The sequence below is a fragment of the Pseudomonas sp. 43NM1 genome, assembly GCF_002836905.1.
GTDB classification, from domain to species: Bacteria; Pseudomonadota; Gammaproteobacteria; order Pseudomonadales; family Pseudomonadaceae; genus Aquipseudomonas; species Aquipseudomonas prosekii.
Genome location: NZ_MKGS01000069.1, coordinates 61,467 through 84,208 on the forward strand (window position 1 = coordinate 61,467; position 22,742 = coordinate 84,208).

The following is a 22,742-nucleotide window of genomic DNA, read 5'->3' on the forward strand; positions in this document are numbered from 1 at the left end:
TTGGCTGTTTCAGCACCTCCCGGCGCCCGCCCAGCTATTCGACCTGCGCCACTGGCTGAGCAATGAAGTCGTCCCCATGTTGCGCAACTCCAGCGCGTCACCCATGGATAACAGACCACGCATGAGCTCGCTGCAATGGGCCGGCATCTCGGTGCCGCTGCTGCACTGGCAGCATCAAGCATGGATCAACTGGCGCGATATGCCCGACCTGATGCAGGTGCAGCGACCGTTCAAGATCATGGGTACTTGCAGTTGAAGGCAGGGTAAAAATGAAAAGGGGCCGACCTTACGGTCCGCCCCTTTTGGTTAGTCGAAACACCCTCCTTGTAGCAGCTGGCGAAGCCTGCGTTCGGCTGCGCAGCAGTCGTAAACCCTGAACGCACGGTCTTCCTGAAGCACCGCGCAGTCTGATTTCACGACTGCTTCGCAGCCGAACGCAGGCTGTGCCAGCTGCTACAGATCGCGTTTTGCCGCGACATCATGTCACCGCCAATGCCGGCTCCTCAAAACCGCGAAACACTCCTCATCGCATCCACCAGATACCTCATCGCGATCCGATCGCTCTCCGACAACTCCCGATAACGCTCCACCAGTTTCATTTCCTCCGAATTGAGTCGACGCCTGCGCCGACCGGTGGTCAGGCAAGGGAAGATTCCTAACAGTTCGGTGATGCCTTGTACTTTCGACATGGACGATGTCCTTTTAATACGTCAAAGAAAACTTCAGAAAACCGCATCGCCCTACCACTTTCAGCAGTCACTGGGTGCGCGCTGAACCCACCGGCCTTCAGGGCCGCAACCGGTCATGTCCATAGAATAGGAATTAAATCGGCGCTGAAAAGGGGTTTTTAGAGTAATTAGTCGAAAAAAGCAGATATGCCCTGTAAATCAGAAAGTGCTGTGGGAAATGTTCACTGACATGTCTTGTTTCATTGCCACACTGGCTTGGTGTAACCAATCATTTTTTCTGGGTGACCGAACGGTTTAAGCTATTTGGCATCTGTTTAAAGTCCGTTGCGTTTGGCCGAAGGCATGTCCGAACCCCTTTTTTTGATCCAGCAGTGCCAGGAACGGCGCGGGATTGTTCACGACAGGTTGTACTTATGCACCGCAGGAATTTGCTCAAAGCGTCCATGGCTATCGCTGCCTACACCGGTCTTTCGGCCACTGGCCTGCTCGCCGCACGCGCGTGGGCCGGCAATAGCGCGAATGGTGGCGCCGCTGATGGCGACGCTCAGGCGTTCGACTTCGAAGCGCTGAAGATCCAAGCCAAGCAGCTTGCCACCAGTCGTTATCAGGACACCAAGCAGGTGCTGCCGCCAACGCTGGCGACCATGACGCCGCAAAATTTCAACGCCATTCAGTACGACGGCAAGCACTCGCTGTGGAACGACGTCAACGGTCAACTGGACGTGCAGTTCTTCCATGTCGGCATGGGTTTCAAGCAACCGGTGCGCATGTACAGCGTCGATCCGAAGACGCGTCAGGCCCGTGAAGTGCATTTTCGCCCGTCGCTGTTCAACTATGAAAAAACCACGGTCGACACCAAGCAACTGGGCGCCGACCTGGGTTTTTCCGGGTTCAAACTGTTCAAGGCACCTGAGCTGGACAAGCACGACGTGTTGTCTTTCCTCGGCGCCAGCTACTTCCGCGCGGTCGATGCCTCTGGCCAATATGGCCTCTCGGCGCGCGGCTTGGCGATCGACACTTACGCGAAGAAACGCGAGGAGTTCCCCGACTTCACCAAGTTCTGGTTCGAAACGCCGGACAAGAACAGCACACGGTTTGTGGTCTACGCCCTGCTCGATTCGCCGAGCGCTACCGGCGCCTACCGTTTTGATATCGACTGCCAGGCCAGTCAGGTGGTCATGGCCATCGACGCGCACATCAATGCGCGTACCGCCATCGAACAACTGGGCATCGCACCGATGACCAGCATGTTCAGCTGCGGCACCCACGAGCGGCGCATGTGCGACACCATTCACCCGCAAATCCACGACTCTGATCGCCTGGCGATGTGGCGCGGCAACGGCGAGTGGATCTGCCGTCCGCTGAACAACCCGGCGACCCTGCAATTCAACGCGTTCGCCGACACTGATCCGAAAGGTTTCGGCCTGGTGCAGACCGATCACGAGTTTGCCAGTTACCAGGACACCGTCGATTGGTACAGCAAACGTCCGAGCCTGTGGGTAGAACCTACAACCGCGTGGGGCGAAGGCTCTATCGATTTGTTGGAAATTCCTACAACCGGCGAGACCCTGGATAACATCGTCGCGTTCTGGACGCCGAAGAAACCGGTGGCTGCCGGCGACTCGCTGAATTACGGCTACAAGCTCTATTGGAGCGCGTTGCCGCCGGTCAGCACGCCGTTGGCGCGGGTCAATGCGACCCGTTCGGGCATGGGCGGCTTTGTTGAAGGCTGGGCGCCGGGCGAGCATTACCCGGAAGTCTGGGCGCGGCGTTTTGCCGTGGACTTCACCGGCGGCGGGCTCGATCGCTTGCCGGCCGGTGCGGGCATTGAGCCGGTAGTGACCTGCTCGAACGGCGAAGTGAAGGATTTCAACGTGCTGGTGCTGGATGACATCAAGGGTTACCGCATCACCTTTGACTGGTACCCGACCAATGACAGCGTCGCGCCGGTGGAGCTGCGGTTGTTTATCCGCACCAATGACCGGACGTTGAGCGAGACCTGGTTGTACCAGTACTTCCCGCCGGCGCCGGAGAAGCGTAAGTACATCTGAGGTTAAAGGGTCGCTTGCGCGGGCCTCTTCGCGGGCAAGCCTCGCTCCTACGGGATGTGTATCGTCCGCATCATTGGCACATGCCGCAAACCCTGTAGGAGCGAGGCTTGCCCGCGAAGAGGACGGTACAAGCAACAAAAATCCCGACTCAGAAACGCAAAAGCCCCGACCAGAATTGGCCGGGGCTTTTTATTTTCAGCGCATCAATCAGTCACGCAAATCAGACTCATGAATCGGCTGATCGCGATGCGTAGCGCGCTGATATTGCGCCGGCCACACCGCTTTGCGCCCACCCAGATCATCATCGGCATGCAGCGCCCAGTACGGATCGCGCAGCAACTCGCGGGCGAGGAAGATGACGTCGGCCTGGCAGGTGCGCAGAATGTGCTCAGCCTGCGCCGGCTCGGTAATCATTCCTACGGTGCCCGTGGCGATGCCTGATTCCTTGCGCACGCGCTCAGCGAAGCGCGTCTGATAACCCGGGCCTGTCGGAATTTCCGCATTCGCTGCGGTGCCGCCGGAAGAAACGTCAATCAAGTCCACGCCGAGGTCTTTCAAGCGTCGCGCCAGTTCCACGGTTTCATCCGGATTCCAGCCATCTTCCACCCAATCGGTGGCCGACACGCGGACGAACAATGGCAGCTCTTCAGGCCAGACCGCACGCACCGCTTCGGTGACTTGCAGGACCAGCCGAATGCGATTTTCGAACGAGCCGCCGTACTGGTCGCGCCGCTGATTGCTCAGGGGCGAAAGGAATTGATGCAGCAGGTAACCGTGAGCGGCGTGGATCTCGACCACTTTGAAACCGGCGGTCAGGGAACGTTTGGCCGCAGCGACAAAGGCCTGAATGACCTCGGCGATCTGCCCTTCATCGAGTTGGGTCGGGTGCGTGTGTTGCGGGTCGAAAGCAATCGGCGAAGGCCCGACCGGGGTCCAGCCACCGTCCTCCGGTTTGACGCTGCCGTGCTTGCCGATCCACGGCCGATGGGTACTGGCCTTGCGCCCGGCGTGCGCCAGTTGAATGCCGGCAATCGCGCCTTGGGCGGCGATGAATCGGGTGATGCGCTGCAGCGGTTCGATCTGTTCGTCGTTCCACAAACCGAGGTCTTCGGCGGTAATGCGGCCATCGGCAGTGACCGCCGTGGCTTCGGTGAATATCAGCCCGGCGCCGCCAACCGCACGGCTGCCGAGGTGGACCAGGTGCCAGTCGTTGGCCAGGCCATCGACGCTCGAGTATTGGCACATCGGCGACACCGCGATGCGGTTATTAAGGGTCAATTGGCGAAGGGTATAGGGTTCAAGCAGCAGACTCATGGGGCACCTCTCGGATCAGTGGTCAGGCTCCAGGGTTCTGTTTGAAAAGTCGACGAGTGACAGGAAAAAGGCGCAACACCCGCCCCCGCGGGTAAAAAACTCGACGAAACGTCACAAGGCCAATCAAGCAGTGCTTAGAGCCTAGTCGACAACGGGGGATGAGGGAGGGTTCAAGAATTGAAACGAGGCAAATTCGGGTTCGCACGAACCTGTGGCGAGGGGGCTTGCCCCCGCTGGGTGGCGAAGCCGCCCCCATAGCCATTAACCGGCGTTCGCCAGATAAACCGCAGTGACTGGTTTCAGGACTGCTGCGCAGCCCAACGGGGGCAAGCCCCCTCGCCACACAAGCATGGTGTCTCTAGCGCGGTTCGATGTGGGCAATCATCAACTGCACGGTCTCATTGCCGCGAAACTCGTTGAGGTCGAGTTTGTAGGCCAATTCCACCCATTTGATCGTCGGGTTCGGCCAAATCTCGCGATCGATCCCGAAGGCAATCCCGTCGAGTTTCACCGAACCGCATTCACTTTTCAGCACCACTTTCAGGTGCCGCTCGCCGACCACGCGCTGCTCGACCAACTGGAACACCCCGTGAAACAGCGGCTCCGGAAAGTGCTGGCCCCAAGGCCCGGCATGCCGCAGGGCGCGGGCCAGTTCCAGATGAAATTCCTCGACCGCCAATGTGCCGTCCGACAACAAACGCCCAGTCAGGTCTTCTTCGCGCAATTGCCTACGCACTTCAGCGTCGAATGCCTCGGCAAACAGCGGAAAATTCGCTTCCGGCAAGGTCAGACCCGCCGCCATCGCGTGGCCGCCGTACTTGCTGATCAACGTCGGATGCTGCGCCGCGACCACGCTCAAGGCGTCGCGAATATGAAAGCCCTGCACCGAACGTCCCGAACCCTTGAGCAAACCGTCGCCGGCATCGGCAAAGGCAAACGTCGGGCGGAAATAGCGTTCTTTCATTCGCGACGCGAGGATGCCGATAACACCCTGATGCCACTCGGGATCGAACAGGCACAAGCCGAACGGCATCGATTCCACCGGCAAATCCTTGAGCTGCGCCAGCGCTTCACGCTGCATGCCTTGCTCGATGGATTTGCGGTCCTGGTTCATGCTGTCGAGTTGCACCGCCATTTCCCGGGCACTTTGCGCGTTGTCGGTGAGCAGGCATTCGATGCCCAGACTCATGTCGTCCAGGCGCCCCGCCGCGTTCAGGCGTGGGCCGACGATAAAACCGAGGTCGGTAGAGGTGATGCGCGCGTGGTCACGTTTGGCCACTTCAAGGATTGCCTTGACCCCCGGACGCGCGCGGCCGGCGCGAATCCGCTCCAGGCCTTGATGCACGAGGATGCGATTGTTGGCATCGAGCGGCACCACGTCGGCGACGCTGCCCAGCGCCACCAGATCCAGCAGTTCGCCGATGTTCGGCTGCGGTTTGCTTGCGTACCAGCCGAGGCTGCGCAGGCGCGCGCGCAACGCCATCAACACATAGAAAATCACCCCGACCCCGGCCAACGCCTTGCTCGGAAACTCGCAACCTGGCTGGTTCGGATTAACGATGGCGTCGGCCAGCGGCAGTTCGTCGCCGGGCAAGTGGTGGTCGGTGACCAATACTTTGAGCCCGGCCTTCTTCGCCGCTGCCACGCCTTCGACGCTGGAGATGCCGTTGTCCACGGTGATCAGCAATTGCGGGGTGCGGGTCAGTGCGACATCGACGATTTCCGGGGTCAGCCCGTAGCCGTATTCGAAGCGGTTCGGCACCAGATAATCGACGTGCGCCGCGCCTAGGAGTCGCAGGCCCAGCACGCCAACGGTGCTGGCAGTGGCGCCATCGGCGTCGAAGTCGCCGACGATCAAAATCCGCTGGCGCTGCTCAAGCGCGGTCACCAGCAAATCCACTGCGGCATCGATGCCTTTGAGCTGCTGATACGGAATCAGCCGCGCGAGGCTCTTGTCCAGTTCAGCCTCGTTGAGCACGCCGCGCGCCGCGTACAAGCGGGTCAACAGCGGCGGCAGGTCACCGAGGAATGGCAGGGTGTCGGGCAACAGGCGAGGTTCGATGCGCATGGGGTGACAGGTGCTTCTCTTGGATACGTAGGATAAAACCGGATGACGCGTGCGAACGCTGAATGATCAGCCGCGTTCGCCGCTCAACCACTGCAACTGGACTTCGTGCTGACCACGGTCATCGGTGACGAAAATCGTCCCTTCGCTGATCATCACGTCCCACTTGATAACGCGGGGCATGTCTTTGGCCAGGGTTTCGAGGATTTCTTGCGGCACCGCAGCGATGTGTACATTTTTCAGGTTTTTGATCGCCGGGATCACTTTGGTTTCCCAGACGCGCAGGCTGCCGTAGGCCAGCAGGCTGGTGCGCTCGGTGCGACGCGAGCACCACGTCAGACGATCGGCGTCTGGCTGGCCGACTTCGATCCAGTGCAGGACGCGGTCATCCAGGCTCTTTTCCCACAGGGCGGGTTCATCCACGTCTGACAGACCGCGACCAAACGACAGCTGCTCGTTGTACCAGAAGGCGTAGGCCAGCAGCCGCACGGTCATGCGTTCTTCGGTTTCCGAAGGGTGACGGGCGATGGTCTGCTTCACGCTCTCGTAGACGCTGCGGTCGAGGTCGGTGAGGTTCAGTTCAAACTTGTAGGTCGTGGACGGCTGGGCCATGAACGGGCTTCTTGATACGGGGAAAGGCGGCAAGTCTAACCGATGCAGTAGGCAATCAACGAATTGACCGCCATCAACTTCGCGCGACTGACACGCGGCTATGTTAAAACGCTCTATCGTTCGCACTTTGTCCTACAGGATCCCTCATGCCGCTCACCGGAAAACCGCTCTCAGGTCTGAAAGTCATCGAATTGGGCACGCTGATCGCCGGGCCTTTTGCCTCGCGTATTTGCGGCGAGTTCGGCGCCGAAGTGATCAAGATCGAATCGCCGGACGGCGGTGATCCGTTGCGCAAATGGCGCAAGTTGTACGAAGGCACCTCGCTGTGGTGGTTTGTCCAGGCACGCAACAAGAAGTCGCTGACGCTCAACCTCAAACACCCGGACGGCTTGGCGATCCTGAAAAAACTGCTCAGCGAAGCAGACATCCTGATTGAGAATTTTCGCCCCGGCGTGTTGGAAAAGCTCGGTTTGGGGTGGGAAGTTTTACACGCGCTCAACCCGAAACTGGTGATGGTGCGGCTTTCCGGTTTCGGCCAGACCGGGCCGATGAAAGATCAACCGGGTTTTGGTGCTGTCGGCGAATCGATGGGCGGTCTGCGCTACATCACCGGTTTCGAGGATCGGCCGCCAGTGCGCACCGGGATTTCCATCGGCGATTCGATCGCCGCGCTCTGGGGCGTGATCGGCGCGTTGATGGCGTTGCGTCATCGCGAAGTGAATGGCGGCGTCGGGCAAGTGGTCGATGTGGCGCTGTACGAGGCGATCTTCGCCATGATGGAAAGCATGGTGCCGGAGTTCGACGTGTTCGGTTTTATCCGCGAACGCACCGGCAACATCATGCCTGGCATCACGCCCTCCTCGATTCACACCAGCGCCGACGGCAAACACGTGCAGATCGGCGCGAATGGCGACGCGATTTTCAAGCGTTTCATGAACCTGATCGGCCGCGAAGATCTGGCCAACGATCCTTTGCTGGCCAGCAACGATGGCCGCGACAGCCGTCGCGACGAGATTTATGGGGTGATCGATCGCTGGGTCAATTCGCTGCCGCTCGACAGCGTGATCGCGCAGTTGAATCAGGCCGAGGTGCCGGCCAGCCGGATCTTCAGCGCCGAAGACATGTTCAGCGATCCGCAATATCTGGCCCGGGAAATGTTCCTGCACGCCAAGTTGCCCGACGGCAAGGACTTCAAGATGCCGGGAATCGTGCCGAAACTCTCTGAGACACCTGGCACGTCTGAATGGGTCGGACCGCAGTTGGGTGAGCACAATGCGCAGGTATTGCACGAACTTGGCTACGACGAGGGACAGATCGCACGGTTGCGTGAAGACGGGGCCATTTAAGCTGAAGCGCCTGCGTTCAGTGTTCGGCCAACGCGCCAGCGGCCGCTACGTGCTGGCGCTGTTGGTGCTGCTGATCGGCTCGTCGTCCGCCGGCGCGCAACCGAAAGAAACGCTGATCTGGCTGTTGCGCGACTTGCCGCCGCTGACCATTTTCGAAGGCCCGGAAAAGGGCAAGGGTGTTGTCGATCAGTTGATCCCGTCGTTGGTCGCGGGCATGCCGCAATACAATCACACGCAGATGCGGGTCAATCGTGCGCGGAGCCTGCAGATGCTGCGCGATGAATCCTTCACCTGCGATCCTTCGCTGGTCTGGAGCAAGGAGCGCGAAGAATGGATGGCGTTTTCGATTCCGGTGTTCCGCGCCGTCAGTAATGGCATCACCGTGCGCCAGGATGCCAAACGCCAACTCGAACCTTATCTGGTGAACGGCGAAGTCGACGTGGCGGCGTTGCTCGCCAGTGGCACGCAAAAAGTCGGCGCGGTGGCCGGACGCAGTTATGGCCAGTTACTCGATGCGCAATTGACCGAGGCGCCGGCCGATTCGGTGATTCAGCATTACGGCAATGACGCACTCGGCAGTCTGCTGCAGATGCAGCGGCTGGGGCGGTTGATCGGGGTAATGGGTTACTGGCCGGAGATTCGATATCTGGCGCAACAGGAACAGATTGCCGCTGACGAACTGACGTTTTACCCGGCCAAAGGCACGGATAAATACATTACGACGTATATCGCCTGTTCGAATACGGCTCAGGGCCGACGGGCGATCAGCGAGATCAACCAGGTGCTGCGCACCCTTCCCCATGATCATCTGGTCCAAGCCTATGCCAAATGGCTGGACCCGGCGCGACGCGTGGAATACCTGGAGGAAACCCGGGCGTTTTTCCAACAGCGCGCAGGCCAATGACGAAATTCAGGCAAAAAGAAACCCCGAGGAGTGGGGAGACAACTCGGGGTTAAACGTGGCCTACATAAAGACCCGTAGCAGCAAGCTACAAGCACCGGAGCACAATGCTTGATCCTGCTGTTACATGCTCTGACTGACCTCGGCGCAGGAAGGTTCCCACAAAAAACAATTCAATTTCGATTAGCCAGGATCTTGTCCTGAGCGGCGTTGCGCAACGCCGCGATCACGCAGGGTTCCAGGCGACCTTCGGCAATCAGCACATCGCGGTGCAAGCCGTCGACGACATCAGTCAGTTGCCACTTGTCGGTCAACTGCGCCTGATTGAATGAGCGTTCCACCACAATTGCCCCAACGGCATTCTTCAGCGTCACCAGGCATTCGCCGTGGACGCCCGAAGGGGTCAATGTCACTTGATACGGGCTCAAAGCCTCGCCGAGCAATAGACTGATACTTTCCATCTGGCAATCACCACTCAATAGTCCGAAACAAAGTGCCTGGGAGGGCGTGTCTACATAAATGACCCCTGGCCCGAGTAGAAAGTTCTGAATACCGAACGCGCGCAATCGCGGTGCCCGGTCGATTGAGCATGCACGGCAAAGATGACAAGTAAAAAACACGCCTGTTCAGGCCTGCGCTTTCAACATCGATTCCATCAGATAAATGTCCAGCAGCCGGCGCATCAGCACCGCGGACACCGGCGTGTGCAGGTGCCCGAGCAGTTGCACCTCGCTTTCGGCCAGCAGCGTGGTCACGGCCGGCATGACGCTGGAGGCGACATTGCCGAGCAGCACCAGCGACTGCGCCTCGCGTTGTTCGACCAGATGACGGATTAGCGCCAGCCCCTCGCCGCCGCGCAATTGCGGGTTGCACAAGGCAATATCGACCGCGCCCCGGCGCGCCAGCGACCGCTGCGCCACCCGCAGCGACGGCGCCGCCAGCACGTCATAGACGCCGATGGCGTTGAGCATTTGGTGCAACGCCATCATCTGGAAAGGATTGTGTTCAAGAATCAGGATTTTGAGCGTGCGCATAGCGACCTCTGGAACGACACTCGCGGGCTCTGCCCGCAGTTGTCGATCACTCTAGGCCAGCCTTCTTCAGCGGCCCATCGGAAAAGTAGCCACGTCGTATAGGACAATTCCGAAACTCAGCGCGCGCATTGGCACCGCCCTTCACTCTTGCGCAGCTCAATATCCGTCCAGCCGCCCAGCAACCCGCGAACATGCCCGTCCGTTCCGTAGAACGGCACCGTCCATTGATCGATGTCCCTGACACCGTTGTTGAATAGCAGCAGACGCCGGGTGAAGCGCGGCTTGCGGGTTTCGATCTGCACGATGAATTCGGCATGCAGCATTTCTGCGGTTTCCCTCGGCAAGATGTTCCCTTCAATCAACCGTAGCCCCTGAACCTGATCGAAACGCTTCGATAAAGCCTCTTCATAGCTTTTGTTGCACTTGATCAAACGCCCCTGCAGATCACGCACGAACATCGGATCGGGCATGGCATCAAACAGTGCTTGCTGGAAGGCGAGCTGATCGCAGAGGTCTTTCTCGACGTCCCGGTGTCGCTTGATCAACACCGCGAGCCGACGGTTCCAGAGCAACGACAGCAGGGCGAACAGGCTGACGAAAAACATGCCCCAGCAGCCCCATCGCGAAATCTGCTGCCAGAACGAAAGCGCGGGCCTCGGGGCAATGCCGTCGAGCCACTTCAGGCGCATCGCCCGCAATTCTGCCGGAGGAAACGCTTCAAGCGCCTTGTTGAGGATGCTCAATAATTGCGGCTGGCCTTTGCGCACCGCCAAACGGTCGGCTTCCCACGAACCTTCTACCGTATGTCCTACTTTCAATTGCCCGATCGGATAAAGCTGCGAGCCGGTTTCGTTCTCGATGGTGGCATCTGCCTCGCCGCTTTCGACCAGTGCCCGCGCCTCGGCGTAGGTCTTGACCGTGAGCAGCGTGATGCGCGGATGGTCGCGGCGAATGGTTTCTTCCATGGCGTGCCGGGCGGGTAACACCAGGACTTTTTCCGACAACTGTTCCAGCGACTGCAACTCCGGCGCCCCGGCGCGCCCAACCATGATCCACGCAGAACCCCCGAAGGCATGGCTGAAATCGAGAAAACCCCGGCGTTCGTCATTCATCGCCAGCGTGGTGCTCATGTCCGCCCCACCCTGCTCCAGCCGCCCGAGCAACTGACCGGTGGAAAACGATTCTTCATGGACAAAATTCAGGTCGGTCATCGCACTGATACGGTTGAGCATGTCGTTGTTCAAACCGCTCCAGTGACCATGCTCATCCTTGAACAGATACAACGGAAACTGCGCCGAAGCGACGATGACCTTCGGGTTCGCCCGAATCCACTGGCGCTCCTCGGCACTGAGCTTGATGGCGTTGACGGCCACTGGCTTGGCGCCCTCATAAGTCACCAACTGCGCGGCGAAACCACGTTGCGCGAATGCCAGCGTACTCAGCAAAAAAATCCAGCAGATGGCTGGAATCAAACTTCTGAAAAACAACATTGCCGCTTCCTTCGTGATCAACTCGCCCTTCCCTCAGGGGCGAAAACACGGCAAGTGTGCACGCAGAAATGAAAAAGCCCGTCAGGAGACGGGCTTCAAAATGTGACAGTTTTTTGAGTTTACAACGGCTTGCCGCGGTTGCCATGCTGGCTGACAAAGGCCTGCACGGCTTTCAGGTCGTTTGGCAACACGGTGCAGCGCTCTTCTCTCTCAAACAAATCAGAAAGATGTGTAGGTAGTTCGAGCGCTTTTCCTACACCGGCTTTCTCCACCGCGTCCGGGAATTTGACCGGATGAGCGGTGCCGAGGATCACCATCGGGATGTCCAGGCTCCGGCGGCACTCGCGTGCAGCCTTGACGCCGATGGCGGTGTGCGGGTCGAGCACTTCGCCGGTCTGGGCGTAGACCTCGGCGATGGTTTCGCAGGTCTGCGCATCGTCCACGGCCAGGGAGTCGAACAGTTTGCGCGCTTCGGTCCAGCGTTCCTGTTCGACGCTGAAGCCGCCACCCTGCTTGAAGTTGTCCATCAGCCCGGCGATCGCGGCACCGTTGCGACCGTGCAGGTCGAACAGCAGGCGTTCGAAGTTCGACGAAACCATGATGTCCATCGACGGCGACAGCGTAGCGTGCAGGGTTTCCTTGACGTACTGATTGCCGCTCATGAAGCGGTGCAGGATGTCGTTGCGGTTGGTGGCGACGATCAACTGGTTGATCGGCAGGCCCATGTTGCGCGCCAGGTAACCGGCGAAGATGTCGCCGAAGTTGCCGGTCGGCACCGAGAACGACACCGAACGCGCCGGGCCGCCCAATTGCAGCGACGCGTGGAAGTAGTAAACGATCTGGGCCATGATCCGCGCCCAGTTGATCGAGTTCACGGCTACCAGACGCGTGCCTTTGAGGAAGCTCTGGTCGGCGAAGCTGTTCTTGACCATTTCCTGGCAGTCATCGAAGTTGCCTTCGATGGCGAGGTTGTGGATGTTCTCGCCGTAAATGGCGGTCATCTGCCGACGCTGGACTTCGGACACGCGCTGGTGCGGGTGCAGGATGAAGATGTCGACGTTTTCGCAGTGCTTGCAGCCTTCGATGGCGGCCGAGCCGGTATCACCGGAGGTCGCACCGATGATGACCACGCGCTCGCCGCGTTTTTCCAACACGTAATCGAGCAGGCGACCGAGCAATTGCAGAGCGAAATCCTTGAACGCCAGGGTCGGGCCGTGGAACAGCTCCAAAACCCATTCGTTGCCGTTCAACTGACGCAACGGGGCGATGGCGCTGTGCGAGAACACGCCTTGCTCGGAAGAAGAGTACGTCTCTTCCAGAATCTTTTTGAAATCGGCGTCGGGGATGCTGCCGGTGACGAATGGGCGCATCACCCGGAAGGCCAGTTCGTGATACGGCAGGCCGGCCCACGAAGCGATTTCTTCCTGGGTGAAACGTGGCAGGCATTCAGGCACGTACAGGCCGCCGTCAGTGGCGAGGCCGGCGAGCAGAACGTCTTCGAAATTCAGGGCCGGTGCCTGGCCGCGGGTACTGATATAACGCATGACTGGCTCCAATAGACAGTGTTCGCGAAGCCGGGCCCGTGGACGGGCCCGGTGAACGATATCGGCTTAGTTGAGGTGCTCGACGCGGATCCGCACCACCGGGCCAACCACGCCGGCCAACGCTTCAAGCGCGGCGATGGCATCGTTCATGTGCTGTTCCAGCACGCGGTGGGTCAGCAGGATCATCGGCACCAGGCCGTCGTGTTCTTCGACTTCCTTCTGCATGATCGATTCGATGTTGATGCCGCGCTCCGAGAGGATGCTCGCCACCTGGGCCAACACGCCCGGATGATCCTTGGCCTGAATGCGCAGGTAGTAGGCGCTTTCGCACGCTTCGATCGGCAGGATCGGGTGCGCCGACAGCGAGTCCGGCTGGAACGCCAGGTGCGGCACACGGTTTTCCGGGTCCGAAGTCATGGCGCGAACCACGTCCACCAAATCGGCGATCACCGACGAAGCGGTCGGCTCCATGCCGGCGCCGGCGCCGTAGAACAGCGTCGAACCCGCCGCGTCACCGTTGACCATCACGGCGTTCATCACGCCGTTGACGTTGGCGATCAGACGGTCAGCCGGGATCAGCGTCGGGTGTACACGCAACTCGATGCCGGCCGCAGTGCTGCGCGCCACGCCCAGGTGCTTGATGCGGTAGCCCAGCGCTTCGGCGTAATTGACGTCGGCGGTGGTCAGTTTGGTGATGCCTTCGGTGTACGCCTTGTCGAACTGCAGCGGAATGCCGAACGCGATGGACGCCAGGATCGTCAGTTTGTGCGCAGCGTCGATGCCTTCAACGTCAAACGTTGGATCGGCTTCGGCATAACCCAGCGCTTGCGCTTCGGCGAGGACGTCTTCGAAGGTGCGGCCCTTCTCACGCATTTCGGTGAGGATGAAGTTGCCGGTGCCGTTGATGATGCCCGCGACCCAGTTGATGCGGTTGGCGGACAGGCCTTCGCGGATGGCCTTGATCACCGGGATGCCACCGGCGACAGCCGCTTCGAACGCGACGATCACGCCTTTCTCGCGCGCCTTGGCGAAAATCTCATTACCGTGAACGGCGATCAGTGCCTTGTTCGCGGTGACCACATGCTTGCCATTCTCGATGGCCTTGAGTACCAGCTCGCGGGCAACGGTGTAGCCGCCCATCAGCTCTATGACGATGTCGATCTCAGGGTTCGTGGCCACTTCGAAGACATCGTTGGTAATCGCAATACCGGTCGTTTGGAACTGAGGCTTTGGCGTGCGCATGGCAATTTGTGCCACTTCGATTCCACGCCCGGCACGACGAGCAATTTCCTCGGCGTTGCGCTGAAGTACGTTGAAGGTACCGCCACCGACGGTCCCTAACCCACAGATGCCTACTTTGACCGGTTTCACTGTGAACTCCCCATAAAACGGCCGACGCAAGGTCGGCCGTGAAAACAACCGCATACTCGCGGTTCTCTATTAATGGCTCGGCAAACGCTGCCGCCGAACCATGATCGTCAAAGGCTGACCGTGACGATGCGAATTATTTCGCGCCCAGCGCCAGTTTGGCGACTTGTGGCGCAGGCTGGTAGCCCGGAATGACCTGACCGTCCGCCAAAACGATGGCCGGCGTGCCGTTCACGCCGATCGACTGACCCAACGCAAATTGCTTGGAAACCGGGTTGTCGCACTTGGCGGCCTTGATTTCCTTGCCATCGACCATTTTGTCCATGGCAGCTTTTTTGTCTTTCGAGCACCAGACCGCTTGCAGCTGTTCGTCACCCGGCGAGCCGAGGCCCTGACGCGGGAATGCGACGTAACGCACTTCGATGCCGCGCTTGTTCAGCTCAGGCACTTCGGCGTGCAGCTTGTGGCAATACGGGCACGTGGTGTCGGTGAACACGGTGATGTGCGATTTGGTTTCGCCGATCGCCGGATAGACCACGGTTTCGGCTACCGGGATTTCATTGACCAGTTTGGACACGCCGAGGCGCTCGGTTTTTTCGGTCAGGTTGACCGGTTTGCCGTCCTTGAGCTGGAACATGTAGCCCTGCATCACGTACTGGCCATCGGCGCTGGCGTAGAGCACGCGGCTGCCTTTGAGTTTGACTTCGTAGAGGCCGGCCAGCGGGCTGGCGCTGATGGCTTCGATTGGTGTTTCGAGCTGGAGGCTTTCCAGGCTATGACGAATGGCTTTGTCGGCCGCGTCATCGGCGACGGCAAAGGTGCTGACCAACGCAATAGCTGCGGCGGCGAAAATCTGGGTCAGACGCATGAGAACTCCTGAGGGCGGACAAATGGGACGATCAGAACGCCCGTGCCGAAACACCGGGTCATAATCGCCCATCGTGCAAACCGGCAAAGCCTACCACATAAGGGCTGCATGGCCGAATGCGGGTGATGCAACACCTCCCGCTCACGGCGCACGACGCTTTCATGTAGCAGCTGCCGAAGGCTGCGTTCGGCTGCGCAGCAGTCGTCAATCCTGAGCTCGCGGTTTAAATGAATCACCGCGGCGTATGATTTCACGACTGCTGCGCAGCCGAACGCAGGCTTCGCCAGCTGCTACATAGGTCGTGGGCACCCGCGTGGCAAGGGTCGTGGGTGGCTGCGCGACAGGTTTTGGTTAGCCGCGCGGATGGTGTTTGGCGTGCAGGTCTTGCAGGCGGGCGCGGGCGACGTGGGTGTAGATCTGGGTGGTCGAGAGGTCGCTGTGGCCGAGGAGCATTTGCACCACGCGCAGGTCGGCGCCATGGTTGAGCAGGTGCGTGGCGAAAGCGTGACGTAATGTGTGCGGCGACAGCGATTTGCCGATCCCGGCGACTTTGGCCTGATGCTTGATGCGGTGCCAGAAGGTCTGGCGGGTCATCTGCTCGCCGCGCTGGCTGGGAAACATCACATCGCTCGGGCGACCGCCGAGCAGCTCGCCCCGACCGTCGCGCAGATAACGCTCGACCCAGACAATCGCCTCCTCGCCCATCGGCACCAGCCGTTCCTTGCTGCCCTTGCCCATGACGCGCAACACGCCCTGACGCAGGTTGACCTGCTCCAGCGTCAAGCTGATCAGCTCGGTCACGCGCAGGCCGCAAGCGTAGAGCACTTCGAGCATGGCGCGGTCACGCTGGCCGATTGGTTCACTCAAGTCCGGCGCGTTCAGCAGCGCCTCGACGTCGGCTTCCGACAGGGATTTGGGCAACGGCCTGCCGAGTTGCGGCATATCGACGCGCAAGGTCGGATCGACCGCAATCAGCTTTTCCCGCAGCAGATAACGATAAAAGCCACGCACGCCGGAGAGAAATCTCGCCGTGGAACGGGGTTTGTAGTTTTGCTCAAGGCGCCAGGCCAAGTGATCGAGGATCAACTCGCGGCCGGCATTGATCAGTTCGAGGTTTTTTTCCTGCAGCCAGCCGTTGAACAGCGCCAGGTCGCTGCGATAGGCGTCCCGGGTGTTATCGGACAGGCCTTTTTCCAGCCAGAGCGCGTCTAGAAACTGGTCTATCAAAGGATGATCGATGGCGGGCATAAGGGCTCAGGCAAGACTGACAGTATGGTCAGGGAAGATAAATCGCAGGCAACAAAAAAGCAGCCCGTAGGCTGCTTTTTTCTGCACCGGGAAGCTGGACTTAAGCCAGTTTTTCCTTGATGCGAGCTGCTTTACCGGACAGGTCACGCAGGTAGTACAGCTTGGCTTTACGTACGTCACCGCGACGTTTAACGGCCATGCTGTCGATTTGCGGGCTGTAGGTCTGGAAAGTACGCTCTACGCCAACACCGTTGGAGATTTTACGAACGGTAAAAGCACTGTTTACGCCGCGGTTACGCTTGGCGATAACAACACCTTCGAACGCTTGCAGACGCGAACGGTCGCCTTCCTTCACTTTCACCTGAACGACAACAGTGTCGCCCGGGGCAAAGGTAGGGATCTCTTTGGTCATCTGCTCTGCTTCGAGTGCAAGGATGATTTTGTTAGTCATGCTGTGCTCCTAAGGTAAATCGTCGGATTTACCATCGATACGTTGTTAACTATCGTCCCGCTCGCGGATGTATTCCTCGAGCAGCTTCTTCTCTTCTCCAGAAAGCGAGCGGCTTTCCAGAAGATCGGCGCGTCGTTCAAAGGTCCTACCAAGGGACTGCTGTAAACGCCAACGCCGGATATGCGCGTGATTGCCACTTAGCAATACGTCGGGAACACGCTGATCCGCATACACCTCCGGTCGGGTGTAGTGCGGGCAATCCAGCAAACCATCCGTAAAGGAATCTTCCTCGGCGGAGTCCGCATGCCCTAAAGCTCCAGGCAGCAGTCGTGTAACCGCATCGATCAGGACCATCGCCGGCAGCTCGCCGCCAGACAGTACATAGTCGCCAATCGACCACTCTTCATCGACATGAGCATCAATAAAACGCTCGTCAATGCCTTCATAACGGCCGGCAATCAGGATCAATGCATCCAGATTCGCCAACTCGCGTACCGCCGACTGATTCAGTTGACGGCCTTGGGGGGACAGGTAAATCACCTTCGCCGCCTCCCCGGCTGCTGCCTTGGCCTGAACCAGAGCATCTTCCAGGGGTTTGATCTTCATCACCATGCCCGGGCCACCGCCAAATGGGCGATCGTCCACAGTGTGATGTCGATCCGTCGTGTAGTCTCGCGGATTCCAACAGGTGAGCTGCAACAGCCCCTGTTTCACCGCACGACTGGTGATGCCGTACTCGCTGATGGCGGAGAACATCTCGGGAAACAAACTGATCACTTCCACGCGCAAATTAGCCACGCTTAGAAGTCCGCATCCCATTCCACCTTCATCTCGCCTGCGGCAAGGTCGACGGCCAACACGCATTGCTCGGTATAGGGCAACAGGCGTTCGCGATCATCCAGGCTGCCTGCGCAAGGCTTGACCACCATTACATCATTGGCGCCGGTTTCCAGAAGATGATCGATCTTCCCGAGCAATTGCCCGAGTTGGTCAATGACCTTCAGACCTTCGAGCTGGTACCAGTAGTACTCGCCGTCGGTCAATTCAGGGAACAGGTTGCGCGGCACGCAGATCTCATAACCGGCCAGAAGACGAGCTTCTTCACGATCATCGAGACCCTTGAGCTTTGCGACCAGGAACTTGTCGTTCCCGCGTCCACTGACCAGCTCAACCTGTTTCACATTGCCTTCGCGCTTGAGCGTCCAGGTTTTGTACTGCAACAGGTTTTCAGTCGGATCAGTAAAGGAATACACCTTCACTTCGCCGCGAACGCCATGAACAGAGTAGATTTTGCCGATAACGATCAAATCATCAGCAACAGCAGGCGTCGCGTTCATATTGCTCAGGCCGCAGCCTTAGCCGAGTCCTTCAACAACTGAGCAACACGCTCAGAAGGTTGTGCACCAACGCTCAGCCAGTAGGCTACGCGCTCTTGGTTCACGGACAGACGGACTTCTTGACCACGAGCAACAGGGTTGAAGAAACCAACCTGTTCCTTGTGCGAACCGTCGCGCGGGTTGCGGCTGTCGGTTACGGTCAAGTGGTAAAACGGGCGCTTTTTGGAGCCGCCAAGGGCAAGACGGATTGTTAGCATGTGAACATCGTTCCTGTAGTCGGTGCTGCAAATCTAAAGGCACAGCGGGCATAGGTGCCCGAAAGGCCGCATATTCTAAGGAATATCCGGACTTTTGCAAATGACTTTTTCCGGCGGCCTTTCAGTCGCCATCAAGATTTGCTATAGAGCCGTCGTTGAAAACGGCGAGTCAGCTCCCGCCAATGGCGGGTTTACTGGAGATCCCACATCCCTGTGGGTCGGAGCCAAGGCAAGCCCAGGCTCGAATTCTTTACATTTTCGGCATGCCGCCGCCGGGCAGCATACCGCCCATGCCGCGCATCATTTTGGCCATTCCGCCTTTTGCGGAGAATTTCTTCATCATCTTCTGCATCTGCTTGTGTTGCTTGATCAAGCGACCGATGTCCTGCACCTGAGTGCCGGAGCCCATGGCGATCCGGCGTTTGCGCGAACCGCTGATCAGCTCAGGGTCGCGGCGCTCGGCCGGGGTCATGGAATTGATGATGGCTTCCATCTGCTTGAATTGCTTCTCCGCCGCGCCCTGGGCATTGCCCATTTGCGACAGGTTGACGCCGCCGATGTTCGGCAGTTTGTCCATGAGCCCGCCGAGGCCGCCCATGTTCTTCATTTGTTGCAGCTGATCGCGGAAGTCTTCGAGGTCGAAGCCCTTGCCCTTCTTCAGCTTCTTGGCCAGTTTGTCGGCCTTGTCCTTGTCGAGGGTCTGTTCGGCCTGCTCGATCAGGCTGAGCACGTCGCCCATGCCGAGGATGCGCGAAGCAATACGCTCGGGGTGGAACGGTTCGAGCGCTTCGCTCTTCTCGCCCATACCGATGAACTTGATCGGCTTGCCGGTGATGGCGCGGACTGACAGCGCGGCACCGCCACGGGCATCACCGTCGACCTTGGTCAGGATCACGCCGGTCAGCGGCAATGCGTCGCCAAAGGCCTTGGCCGTGTTGGCGGCGTCCTGGCCGGTCATGGCATCGACCACGAACAGCGTTTCGACGGGGTTGATCGCGGCGTGCAATGCCTTGATCTCGCCCATCATCTCTTCGTCGATGTGCAGACGACCGGCGGTATCGACGATGACCACGTCGATGAATTTCAGCTTTGCTTCTTTAATAGCGGCTTGCGCGATCTCGACCGGCTTCTGGCTCAGGTCGGACGGGAAGAAGGTAACGCCGACTTCCCCGGCAAGCATTTCCAGCTGCTTGATCGCCGCCGGACGGTAAACGTCAGCGGACACGACCATGACGGTCTTCTTCTTGCGCTCTTTAAGGAAGCGCGCGAGTTTGCCGGCGGTGGTGGTTTTACCCGCGCCCTGCAAGCCGGCCATCAACACGACGGCAGGTGGAACGGCGCTCAGGTTCAGGTCTTCGTTGGCCGCGCCCATCAGGCTTTCGAGTTCGGCCTGGACGATTTTCACGAAGGCCTGGCCCGGCGTCAGGCTGCGCGACACTTCGGTGCCGACGGCGCGTTCCTTGACCGAATTGACGAAGTCCTTGACCACCGGCAGGGCGACGTCGGCTTCGAGCAACGCCATGCGCACTTCACGCAGGGTGTCTTTGATGTTGTCTTCAGTCAGCTTGGCCTTGCCGGTGACATGGCGCAGCGTCTGCGAGAGACGGTCGGTTAAGTTTTCAAACATTGCGCGATCCTTTCAGGCCCTGTACAGACCGGGATAATGGCGGCCCAGACCGGAGTAAACATGTGCTCGGCGAGCCTGCGGCGTGGGCAGGTCGCGGATTATAGCGAAGACTGCGTCTGGCGGACACCTCGCTGTCAGCTTGTATGGTCTTTCGTGTGAAGTGGGTTCTATGCCAAACTCAGCGCCTTTCGGGCTTGCCTAACAGGATTTATGCTCCCCTTGTCACCGAGTTTGCTCACTACTCTCGCCGCCGCCTGCTTATATGCCGCTGCGACTCTCTATCAAGGCACTCGTCTGGCCACCGGCGCCAAGGCGAACAAGCGCCTGCTGGTCACGCTCGGCGTGCTCGCGGTGCTGGCGCATAGCGCCAGCCTGCTGACCCACTTGCTGACGCCGATCGGCCTGGGCCTGGACTTTTTCAGTGCCGCCAGCCTGATCGCCGCAGCGGTGATTGCCCTGACGTTGCTGGCCTGCTCGCGAATTCCCGTGGAAAACCTTTTGGTTCTGCTGTTTCCGCTGGGGATGGCCACCGTGCTGCTGGCGCAATTCGCCCCCGCCGGCACCGTGCAGGTGATCGACGAAGAGCCCGGCATCCTCGCGCACATTCTGTTGTCGATCCTTGCCTACGGCATGTTCACCATCGCGGTGTTCCAGGCGTTGCTGCTGCTGGTGCAGGATCACCAGCTCAAGCACAAGCACCCGTCCGGACTGATCAAGAATTTCCCACCGCTGCAAACCATGGAAAGCCTGCTGTTCGGCTTCCTCTGGGCCGGTTGGACCCTGCTGTCGCTGTCGCTGATTTCCGGTTGGCTGTTCGTCGAGAACCTGTTCGCCCAACATCTGGTGCACAAAACCCTGCTGGCCTGTCTGGCGTGGATTGTGTTCAGCGTGTTGCTGTGGGGGCGTAACCGCCTCGGCTGGCGCGGGCACAAGGCGATCCGCTGGACCCTCGCCGGTTTTTGCCTGCTGATGCTGGCCTATTTCGGCAGCAAGCTGGTTCGTGAATACATTCTGCACATCTGACGGGCGGCAATAATGGACGACTTGCCCATAGGGCCGATGCTGGCGGTGATCGCCCTGCTGATTTTGTGGTCGGGGTTGTTTACCGCCATCGAAGTCGCGCAACAGCATTTGCTGGCGCAGCGCGTGGCGTCGCGCTCCAGAGACAAACCGGTGGCGAAGCTGAGCTTCGCGCTCAACAGCCTGATCTTTTGCAACACCTTGTGCCGCGTGCTGGCCATCATCATCAGCACCTTGCTGGCGATTTTCACCTTCGCCGAAAACGGCCCGTGGGCCGCTTGCCTCGGGGTTGGCGTGCTGTTGCTGGTGTTCGCCGAATACCTGCCGCGCACCTTGGCCGTGCGCTACCCGGACGCGATCCTCGCGTTGGGCAATACGTTGCTCGGCACTCCGCTGAAACTGGTCTACCCCGCCGCGTGGCTGCTCAACGCCTTCAGTCAATTGCTGACTCGCCCGTTCGCGCGCAAAGCGAAAGTGGTGCAAAAAAGCGAAGACGAGGCGCCGACGGATAGCCACGAAGAACACGAACACGCTTCTACTCGACCGCACGCCTTGTCGGGCATTCATGCGCTGGACAACATCACGGTCAACGACATTCTGGTGCCGCGCAGTGACGTCGACGGGATCAACCTCGACGACTCGCTCGAAGACATCATCGAGCAACTGCGCAGCAACCGGCGCACGCGTTTGCCGGTGTTCCACAGCGACATCAACCAGGTCGAAGCGGTGCTCAACACTCGGCAGATCCGCCATTTGCTGGCGGATGCGAGCCTGACCCTGGAAGCCTTGCAGGCAGCCTGTCACGAACCGTATTTCGTCCCGGAAAGCACGCCGCTGCAATTGCAGTTGCTGAACTTTCACAAGCAGCAGCGACGCCTGGGCATGGTGGTCGACGAATACGGCGAAGTGCTTGGCATTGTCACGCTGGAAGACATTCTCGAAGAAATCGTCGGTGAATTCGAAAGCGAGCACAGCCTCGACAACCCGCACATCCATCCACAGGCCGACGGCCGCTTGATGATTGATGGCGCGGCGTCGATTCGTGATCTGAATAAAAGCCTCGGTTGGCACCTGCCCAGCGACGGGCCGAAAACCCTTAACGGCTTGGTCACCGAGGCGCTGGAAACGATTCCGGAAAGCGCGGTGTGCCTGAAGATCGGTCGTTATCGGCTGGAGATTCTCGAGACCGAAGACAACCGCGTGACGCGCGTGTTGATCTGGCATACCAGCTCAGTCCCAGCTTTAATCTAAAGCCGGACTCATTCCCCCTGTTGAAGTGATTTATCTGTGGCGAGGGGATTTATCCCCGTTGCGTTGCGAAGCAGCGCCAAAACCTGCCGCCGCGCGCTCCCTGATACACCGCGCATACCGGCTTGGCGACTGCTTCGCAGCCGAACGGGGATAAATCCCCTCGCCACAACTGCATTGCCAGCTACATGTTGTCATCGCAAGCCCTTTGTCACTTGTTCGATCATTAGCCACCTTCCTATAATCGAATCCGCTTACCCAAGCCCCGCCCT

Annotated in this window: 21 protein-coding genes and 1 pseudogene; 6 read left to right on the forward strand and 16 right to left on the reverse strand. The window is 59.3% G+C overall.

The genetic code is table 11. The features are described from left to right. Positions 1-40: 40 nt before the first annotated feature. Positions 41-256: pseudogene (locus BI292_RS08120) on the forward strand (phage antirepressor protein); the annotation flags it as partial. A gap of 247 nt (positions 257-503) precedes the next feature. Here BI292_RS08120 and BI292_RS08125 read toward each other — a convergent pair. Next, entirely contained in the window at positions 504-689 is a 186-nt protein-coding gene (locus tag BI292_RS08125; RefSeq protein ID WP_092272760.1) for a hypothetical protein, read from the reverse strand. A gap of 413 nt (positions 690-1,102) precedes the next feature. Between BI292_RS08125 and BI292_RS08130 the strand changes: the two genes are divergently transcribed. After that, positions 1,103-2,740, forward strand: a complete 1,638-nt coding sequence (locus tag BI292_RS08130) for a glucan biosynthesis protein D (RefSeq protein WP_101207561.1) — start codon at positions 1,103-1,105, stop codon at positions 2,738-2,740. 207 nt (positions 2,741-2,947) lie between these two features. Here BI292_RS08130 and BI292_RS08135 read toward each other — a convergent pair whose 3' ends face one another. The 3 genes from BI292_RS08135 to BI292_RS08145 all read right to left on the reverse strand — a co-directional run bounded on the left by BI292_RS08135 (position 2,948) and on the right by BI292_RS08145 (position 6,731). Further along, entirely contained in the window at positions 2,948-4,054 is a 1,107-nt protein-coding gene (locus BI292_RS08135) for an NADH:flavin oxidoreductase/NADH oxidase (RefSeq protein ID WP_092272766.1), read from the reverse strand. Between the two features lie 358 nt (positions 4,055-4,412). Continuing rightward, positions 4,413-6,122 carry a single-stranded-DNA-specific exonuclease RecJ gene (gene recJ, locus BI292_RS08140; RefSeq protein WP_092272769.1) on the reverse strand — a complete coding sequence of 570 codons (1,710 nt, stop codon included), beginning with the start codon at positions 6,120-6,122 and terminating at the stop codon, positions 4,413-4,415. A gap of 66 nt (positions 6,123-6,188) precedes the next feature. Beyond that, entirely contained in the window at positions 6,189-6,731 is a 543-nt protein-coding gene (locus BI292_RS08145) for a YaeQ family protein (protein ID WP_028623872.1), read from the reverse strand. A gap of 146 nt (positions 6,732-6,877) precedes the next feature. On the opposite strand from BI292_RS08145, the gene BI292_RS08150 reads away from it, so the two are divergent. Both BI292_RS08150 and BI292_RS08155 read left to right on the forward strand, forming a co-directional pair. Next, complete coding sequence (locus BI292_RS08150) at positions 6,878-8,077, forward strand: CaiB/BaiF CoA-transferase family protein (RefSeq protein WP_101207562.1); 1,200 nt, start codon at positions 6,878-6,880, stop codon at positions 8,075-8,077. After that, on the forward strand, positions 8,058-8,981 hold the full coding sequence (locus tag BI292_RS08155) for a TIGR02285 family protein (RefSeq protein ID WP_256592637.1): 924 nt from the start codon (positions 8,058-8,060) through the stop codon (positions 8,979-8,981). Before BI292_RS08150 ends, BI292_RS08155 begins: the two co-directional genes overlap by 20 nt. A gap of 170 nt (positions 8,982-9,151) precedes the next feature. Here BI292_RS08155 and BI292_RS08160 read toward each other — a convergent pair whose 3' ends face one another. From BI292_RS08160 to ffh, 12 genes are all read right to left on the reverse strand, one after another. Continuing rightward, a complete protein-coding gene (locus BI292_RS08160; RefSeq protein WP_092272778.1) occupies positions 9,152-9,439 on the reverse strand; it encodes a DUF3509 domain-containing protein in 288 nt (95 codons plus the stop codon). 165 nt (positions 9,440-9,604) lie between these two features. Beyond that, the gene (locus tag BI292_RS08165) at positions 9,605-10,012 is read right to left on the reverse strand and encodes a response regulator (RefSeq protein ID WP_101207564.1); all 408 of its coding nucleotides are present in this window, start codon (positions 10,010-10,012) and stop codon (positions 9,605-9,607) included. Positions 10,013-10,128: 116 nt separating this feature from the next. Then, entirely contained in the window at positions 10,129-11,502 is a 1,374-nt protein-coding gene (locus BI292_RS08170; protein WP_101207565.1) for a transporter substrate-binding domain-containing protein, read from the reverse strand. Between the two features lie 119 nt (positions 11,503-11,621). Beyond that, positions 11,622-13,046 (reverse strand): threonine synthase, encoded by a 1,425-nt coding sequence (gene thrC, locus BI292_RS08175; protein WP_101207566.1) that lies wholly within the window; start codon positions 13,044-13,046, stop codon positions 11,622-11,624. Between the two features lie 66 nt (positions 13,047-13,112). Next, a complete protein-coding gene (locus BI292_RS08180) occupies positions 13,113-14,417 on the reverse strand; it encodes a homoserine dehydrogenase (RefSeq protein WP_092281511.1) in 1,305 nt (434 codons plus the stop codon). Positions 14,418-14,550: 133 nt separating this feature from the next. Beyond that, on the reverse strand, positions 14,551-15,282 hold the full coding sequence (dsbC, locus tag BI292_RS08185; RefSeq protein ID WP_092272790.1) for a bifunctional protein-disulfide isomerase/oxidoreductase DsbC: 732 nt from the start codon (positions 15,280-15,282) through the stop codon (positions 14,551-14,553). Between the two features lie 351 nt (positions 15,283-15,633). Beyond that, positions 15,634-16,530 carry a site-specific tyrosine recombinase XerD gene (gene xerD, locus BI292_RS08190; RefSeq protein ID WP_092272793.1) on the reverse strand — a complete coding sequence of 299 codons (897 nt, stop codon included), beginning with the start codon at positions 16,528-16,530 and terminating at the stop codon, positions 15,634-15,636. 100 nt (positions 16,531-16,630) lie between these two features. Further along, a complete protein-coding gene (gene rplS, locus BI292_RS08195; protein ID WP_063322826.1) occupies positions 16,631-16,981 on the reverse strand; it encodes a 50S ribosomal protein L19 in 351 nt (116 codons plus the stop codon). A 45-nt stretch (positions 16,982-17,026) separates the two neighbouring features. After that, the gene (gene trmD, locus BI292_RS08200; protein ID WP_178076548.1) at positions 17,027-17,800 is read right to left on the reverse strand and encodes a tRNA (guanosine(37)-N1)-methyltransferase TrmD; all 774 of its coding nucleotides are present in this window, start codon (positions 17,798-17,800) and stop codon (positions 17,027-17,029) included. Further along, positions 17,782-18,318, reverse strand: coding sequence for a ribosome maturation factor RimM (rimM, locus tag BI292_RS08205; protein ID WP_008014731.1), 537 nt, complete (start codon positions 18,316-18,318; stop codon positions 17,782-17,784). Before rimM ends, trmD begins: the two co-directional genes overlap by 19 nt. Positions 18,319-18,323: 5 nt before the next feature. Next, positions 18,324-18,575, reverse strand: a complete 252-nt coding sequence (gene rpsP, locus BI292_RS08210) for a 30S ribosomal protein S16 (RefSeq protein ID WP_045059142.1) — start codon at positions 18,573-18,575, stop codon at positions 18,324-18,326. 250 nt (positions 18,576-18,825) lie between these two features. Beyond that, positions 18,826-20,202 carry a signal recognition particle protein gene (ffh, locus tag BI292_RS08215; protein ID WP_101207567.1) on the reverse strand — a complete coding sequence of 459 codons (1,377 nt, stop codon included), beginning with the start codon at positions 20,200-20,202 and terminating at the stop codon, positions 18,826-18,828. Between the two features lie 210 nt (positions 20,203-20,412). Here ffh and BI292_RS08220 point away from each other — a divergent pair, with 210 nt between their 5' ends. Both BI292_RS08220 and BI292_RS08225 read left to right on the forward strand, forming a co-directional pair. Then, positions 20,413-21,225 (forward strand): inner membrane protein YpjD, encoded by an 813-nt coding sequence (locus BI292_RS08220; protein ID WP_101207568.1) that lies wholly within the window; start codon positions 20,413-20,415, stop codon positions 21,223-21,225. A 12-nt stretch (positions 21,226-21,237) separates the two neighbouring features. After that, on the forward strand, positions 21,238-22,473 hold the full coding sequence (locus BI292_RS08225; protein WP_101207569.1) for an HlyC/CorC family transporter: 1,236 nt from the start codon (positions 21,238-21,240) through the stop codon (positions 22,471-22,473). Positions 22,474-22,742: the final 269 nt, after the last annotated feature.

What these genes read in the sequence shown, in the direction of transcription:
- BI292_RS08130 (WP_101207561.1), top strand. Translation starts at nt 1,103, where the DNA reads ATGCACCGCAGGAATTTGCTCAAAGCGTCCATGGCTATCGCTGCCTAC.
- BI292_RS08170 (WP_101207565.1), bottom strand. Translation starts at nt 11,502, where the DNA reads ATGTTGTTTTTCAGAAGTTTGATTCCAGCCATCTGCTGGATTTTTTTG.
- BI292_RS08150 (WP_101207562.1), top strand. Translation starts at nt 6,878, where the DNA reads ATGCCGCTCACCGGAAAACCGCTCTCAGGTCTGAAAGTCATCGAATTG.
- rpsP (WP_045059142.1), bottom strand. Translation starts at nt 18,575, where the DNA reads ATGCTAACAATCCGTCTTGCCCTTGGCGGCTCCAAAAAGCGCCCGTTT.
- trmD (WP_178076548.1), bottom strand. Translation starts at nt 17,800, where the DNA reads ATGGGATGCGGACTTCTAAGCGTGGCTAATTTGCGCGTGGAAGTGATC.
- rplS (WP_063322826.1), bottom strand. Translation starts at nt 16,981, where the DNA reads ATGACTAACAAAATCATCCTTGCACTCGAAGCAGAGCAGATGACCAAA.
- dsbC (WP_092272790.1), bottom strand. Translation starts at nt 15,282, where the DNA reads ATGCGTCTGACCCAGATTTTCGCCGCCGCAGCTATTGCGTTGGTCAGC.
- BI292_RS08225 (WP_101207569.1), top strand. Translation starts at nt 21,238, where the DNA reads ATGGACGACTTGCCCATAGGGCCGATGCTGGCGGTGATCGCCCTGCTG.
- BI292_RS08165 (WP_101207564.1), bottom strand. Translation starts at nt 10,012, where the DNA reads ATGCGCACGCTCAAAATCCTGATTCTTGAACACAATCCTTTCCAGATG.
- xerD (WP_092272793.1), bottom strand. Translation starts at nt 16,530, where the DNA reads ATGCCCGCCATCGATCATCCTTTGATAGACCAGTTTCTAGACGCGCTC.
- BI292_RS08125 (WP_092272760.1), bottom strand. Translation starts at nt 689, where the DNA reads ATGTCGAAAGTACAAGGCATCACCGAACTGTTAGGAATCTTCCCTTGC.
- recJ (WP_092272769.1), bottom strand. Translation starts at nt 6,122, where the DNA reads ATGCGCATCGAACCTCGCCTGTTGCCCGACACCCTGCCATTCCTCGGT.
- BI292_RS08135 (WP_092272766.1), bottom strand. Translation starts at nt 4,054, where the DNA reads ATGAGTCTGCTGCTTGAACCCTATACCCTTCGCCAATTGACCCTTAAT.
- BI292_RS08160 (WP_092272778.1), bottom strand. Translation starts at nt 9,439, where the DNA reads ATGGAAAGTATCAGTCTATTGCTCGGCGAGGCTTTGAGCCCGTATCAA.
- BI292_RS08145 (WP_028623872.1), bottom strand. Translation starts at nt 6,731, where the DNA reads ATGGCCCAGCCGTCCACGACCTACAAGTTTGAACTGAACCTCACCGAC.
- rimM (WP_008014731.1), bottom strand. Translation starts at nt 18,318, where the DNA reads ATGAACGCGACGCCTGCTGTTGCTGATGATTTGATCGTTATCGGCAAA.
- BI292_RS08220 (WP_101207568.1), top strand. Translation starts at nt 20,413, where the DNA reads ATGCTCCCCTTGTCACCGAGTTTGCTCACTACTCTCGCCGCCGCCTGC.
- thrC (WP_101207566.1), bottom strand. Translation starts at nt 13,046, where the DNA reads ATGCGTTATATCAGTACCCGCGGCCAGGCACCGGCCCTGAATTTCGAA.
- ffh (WP_101207567.1), bottom strand. Translation starts at nt 20,202, where the DNA reads ATGTTTGAAAACTTAACCGACCGTCTCTCGCAGACGCTGCGCCATGTC.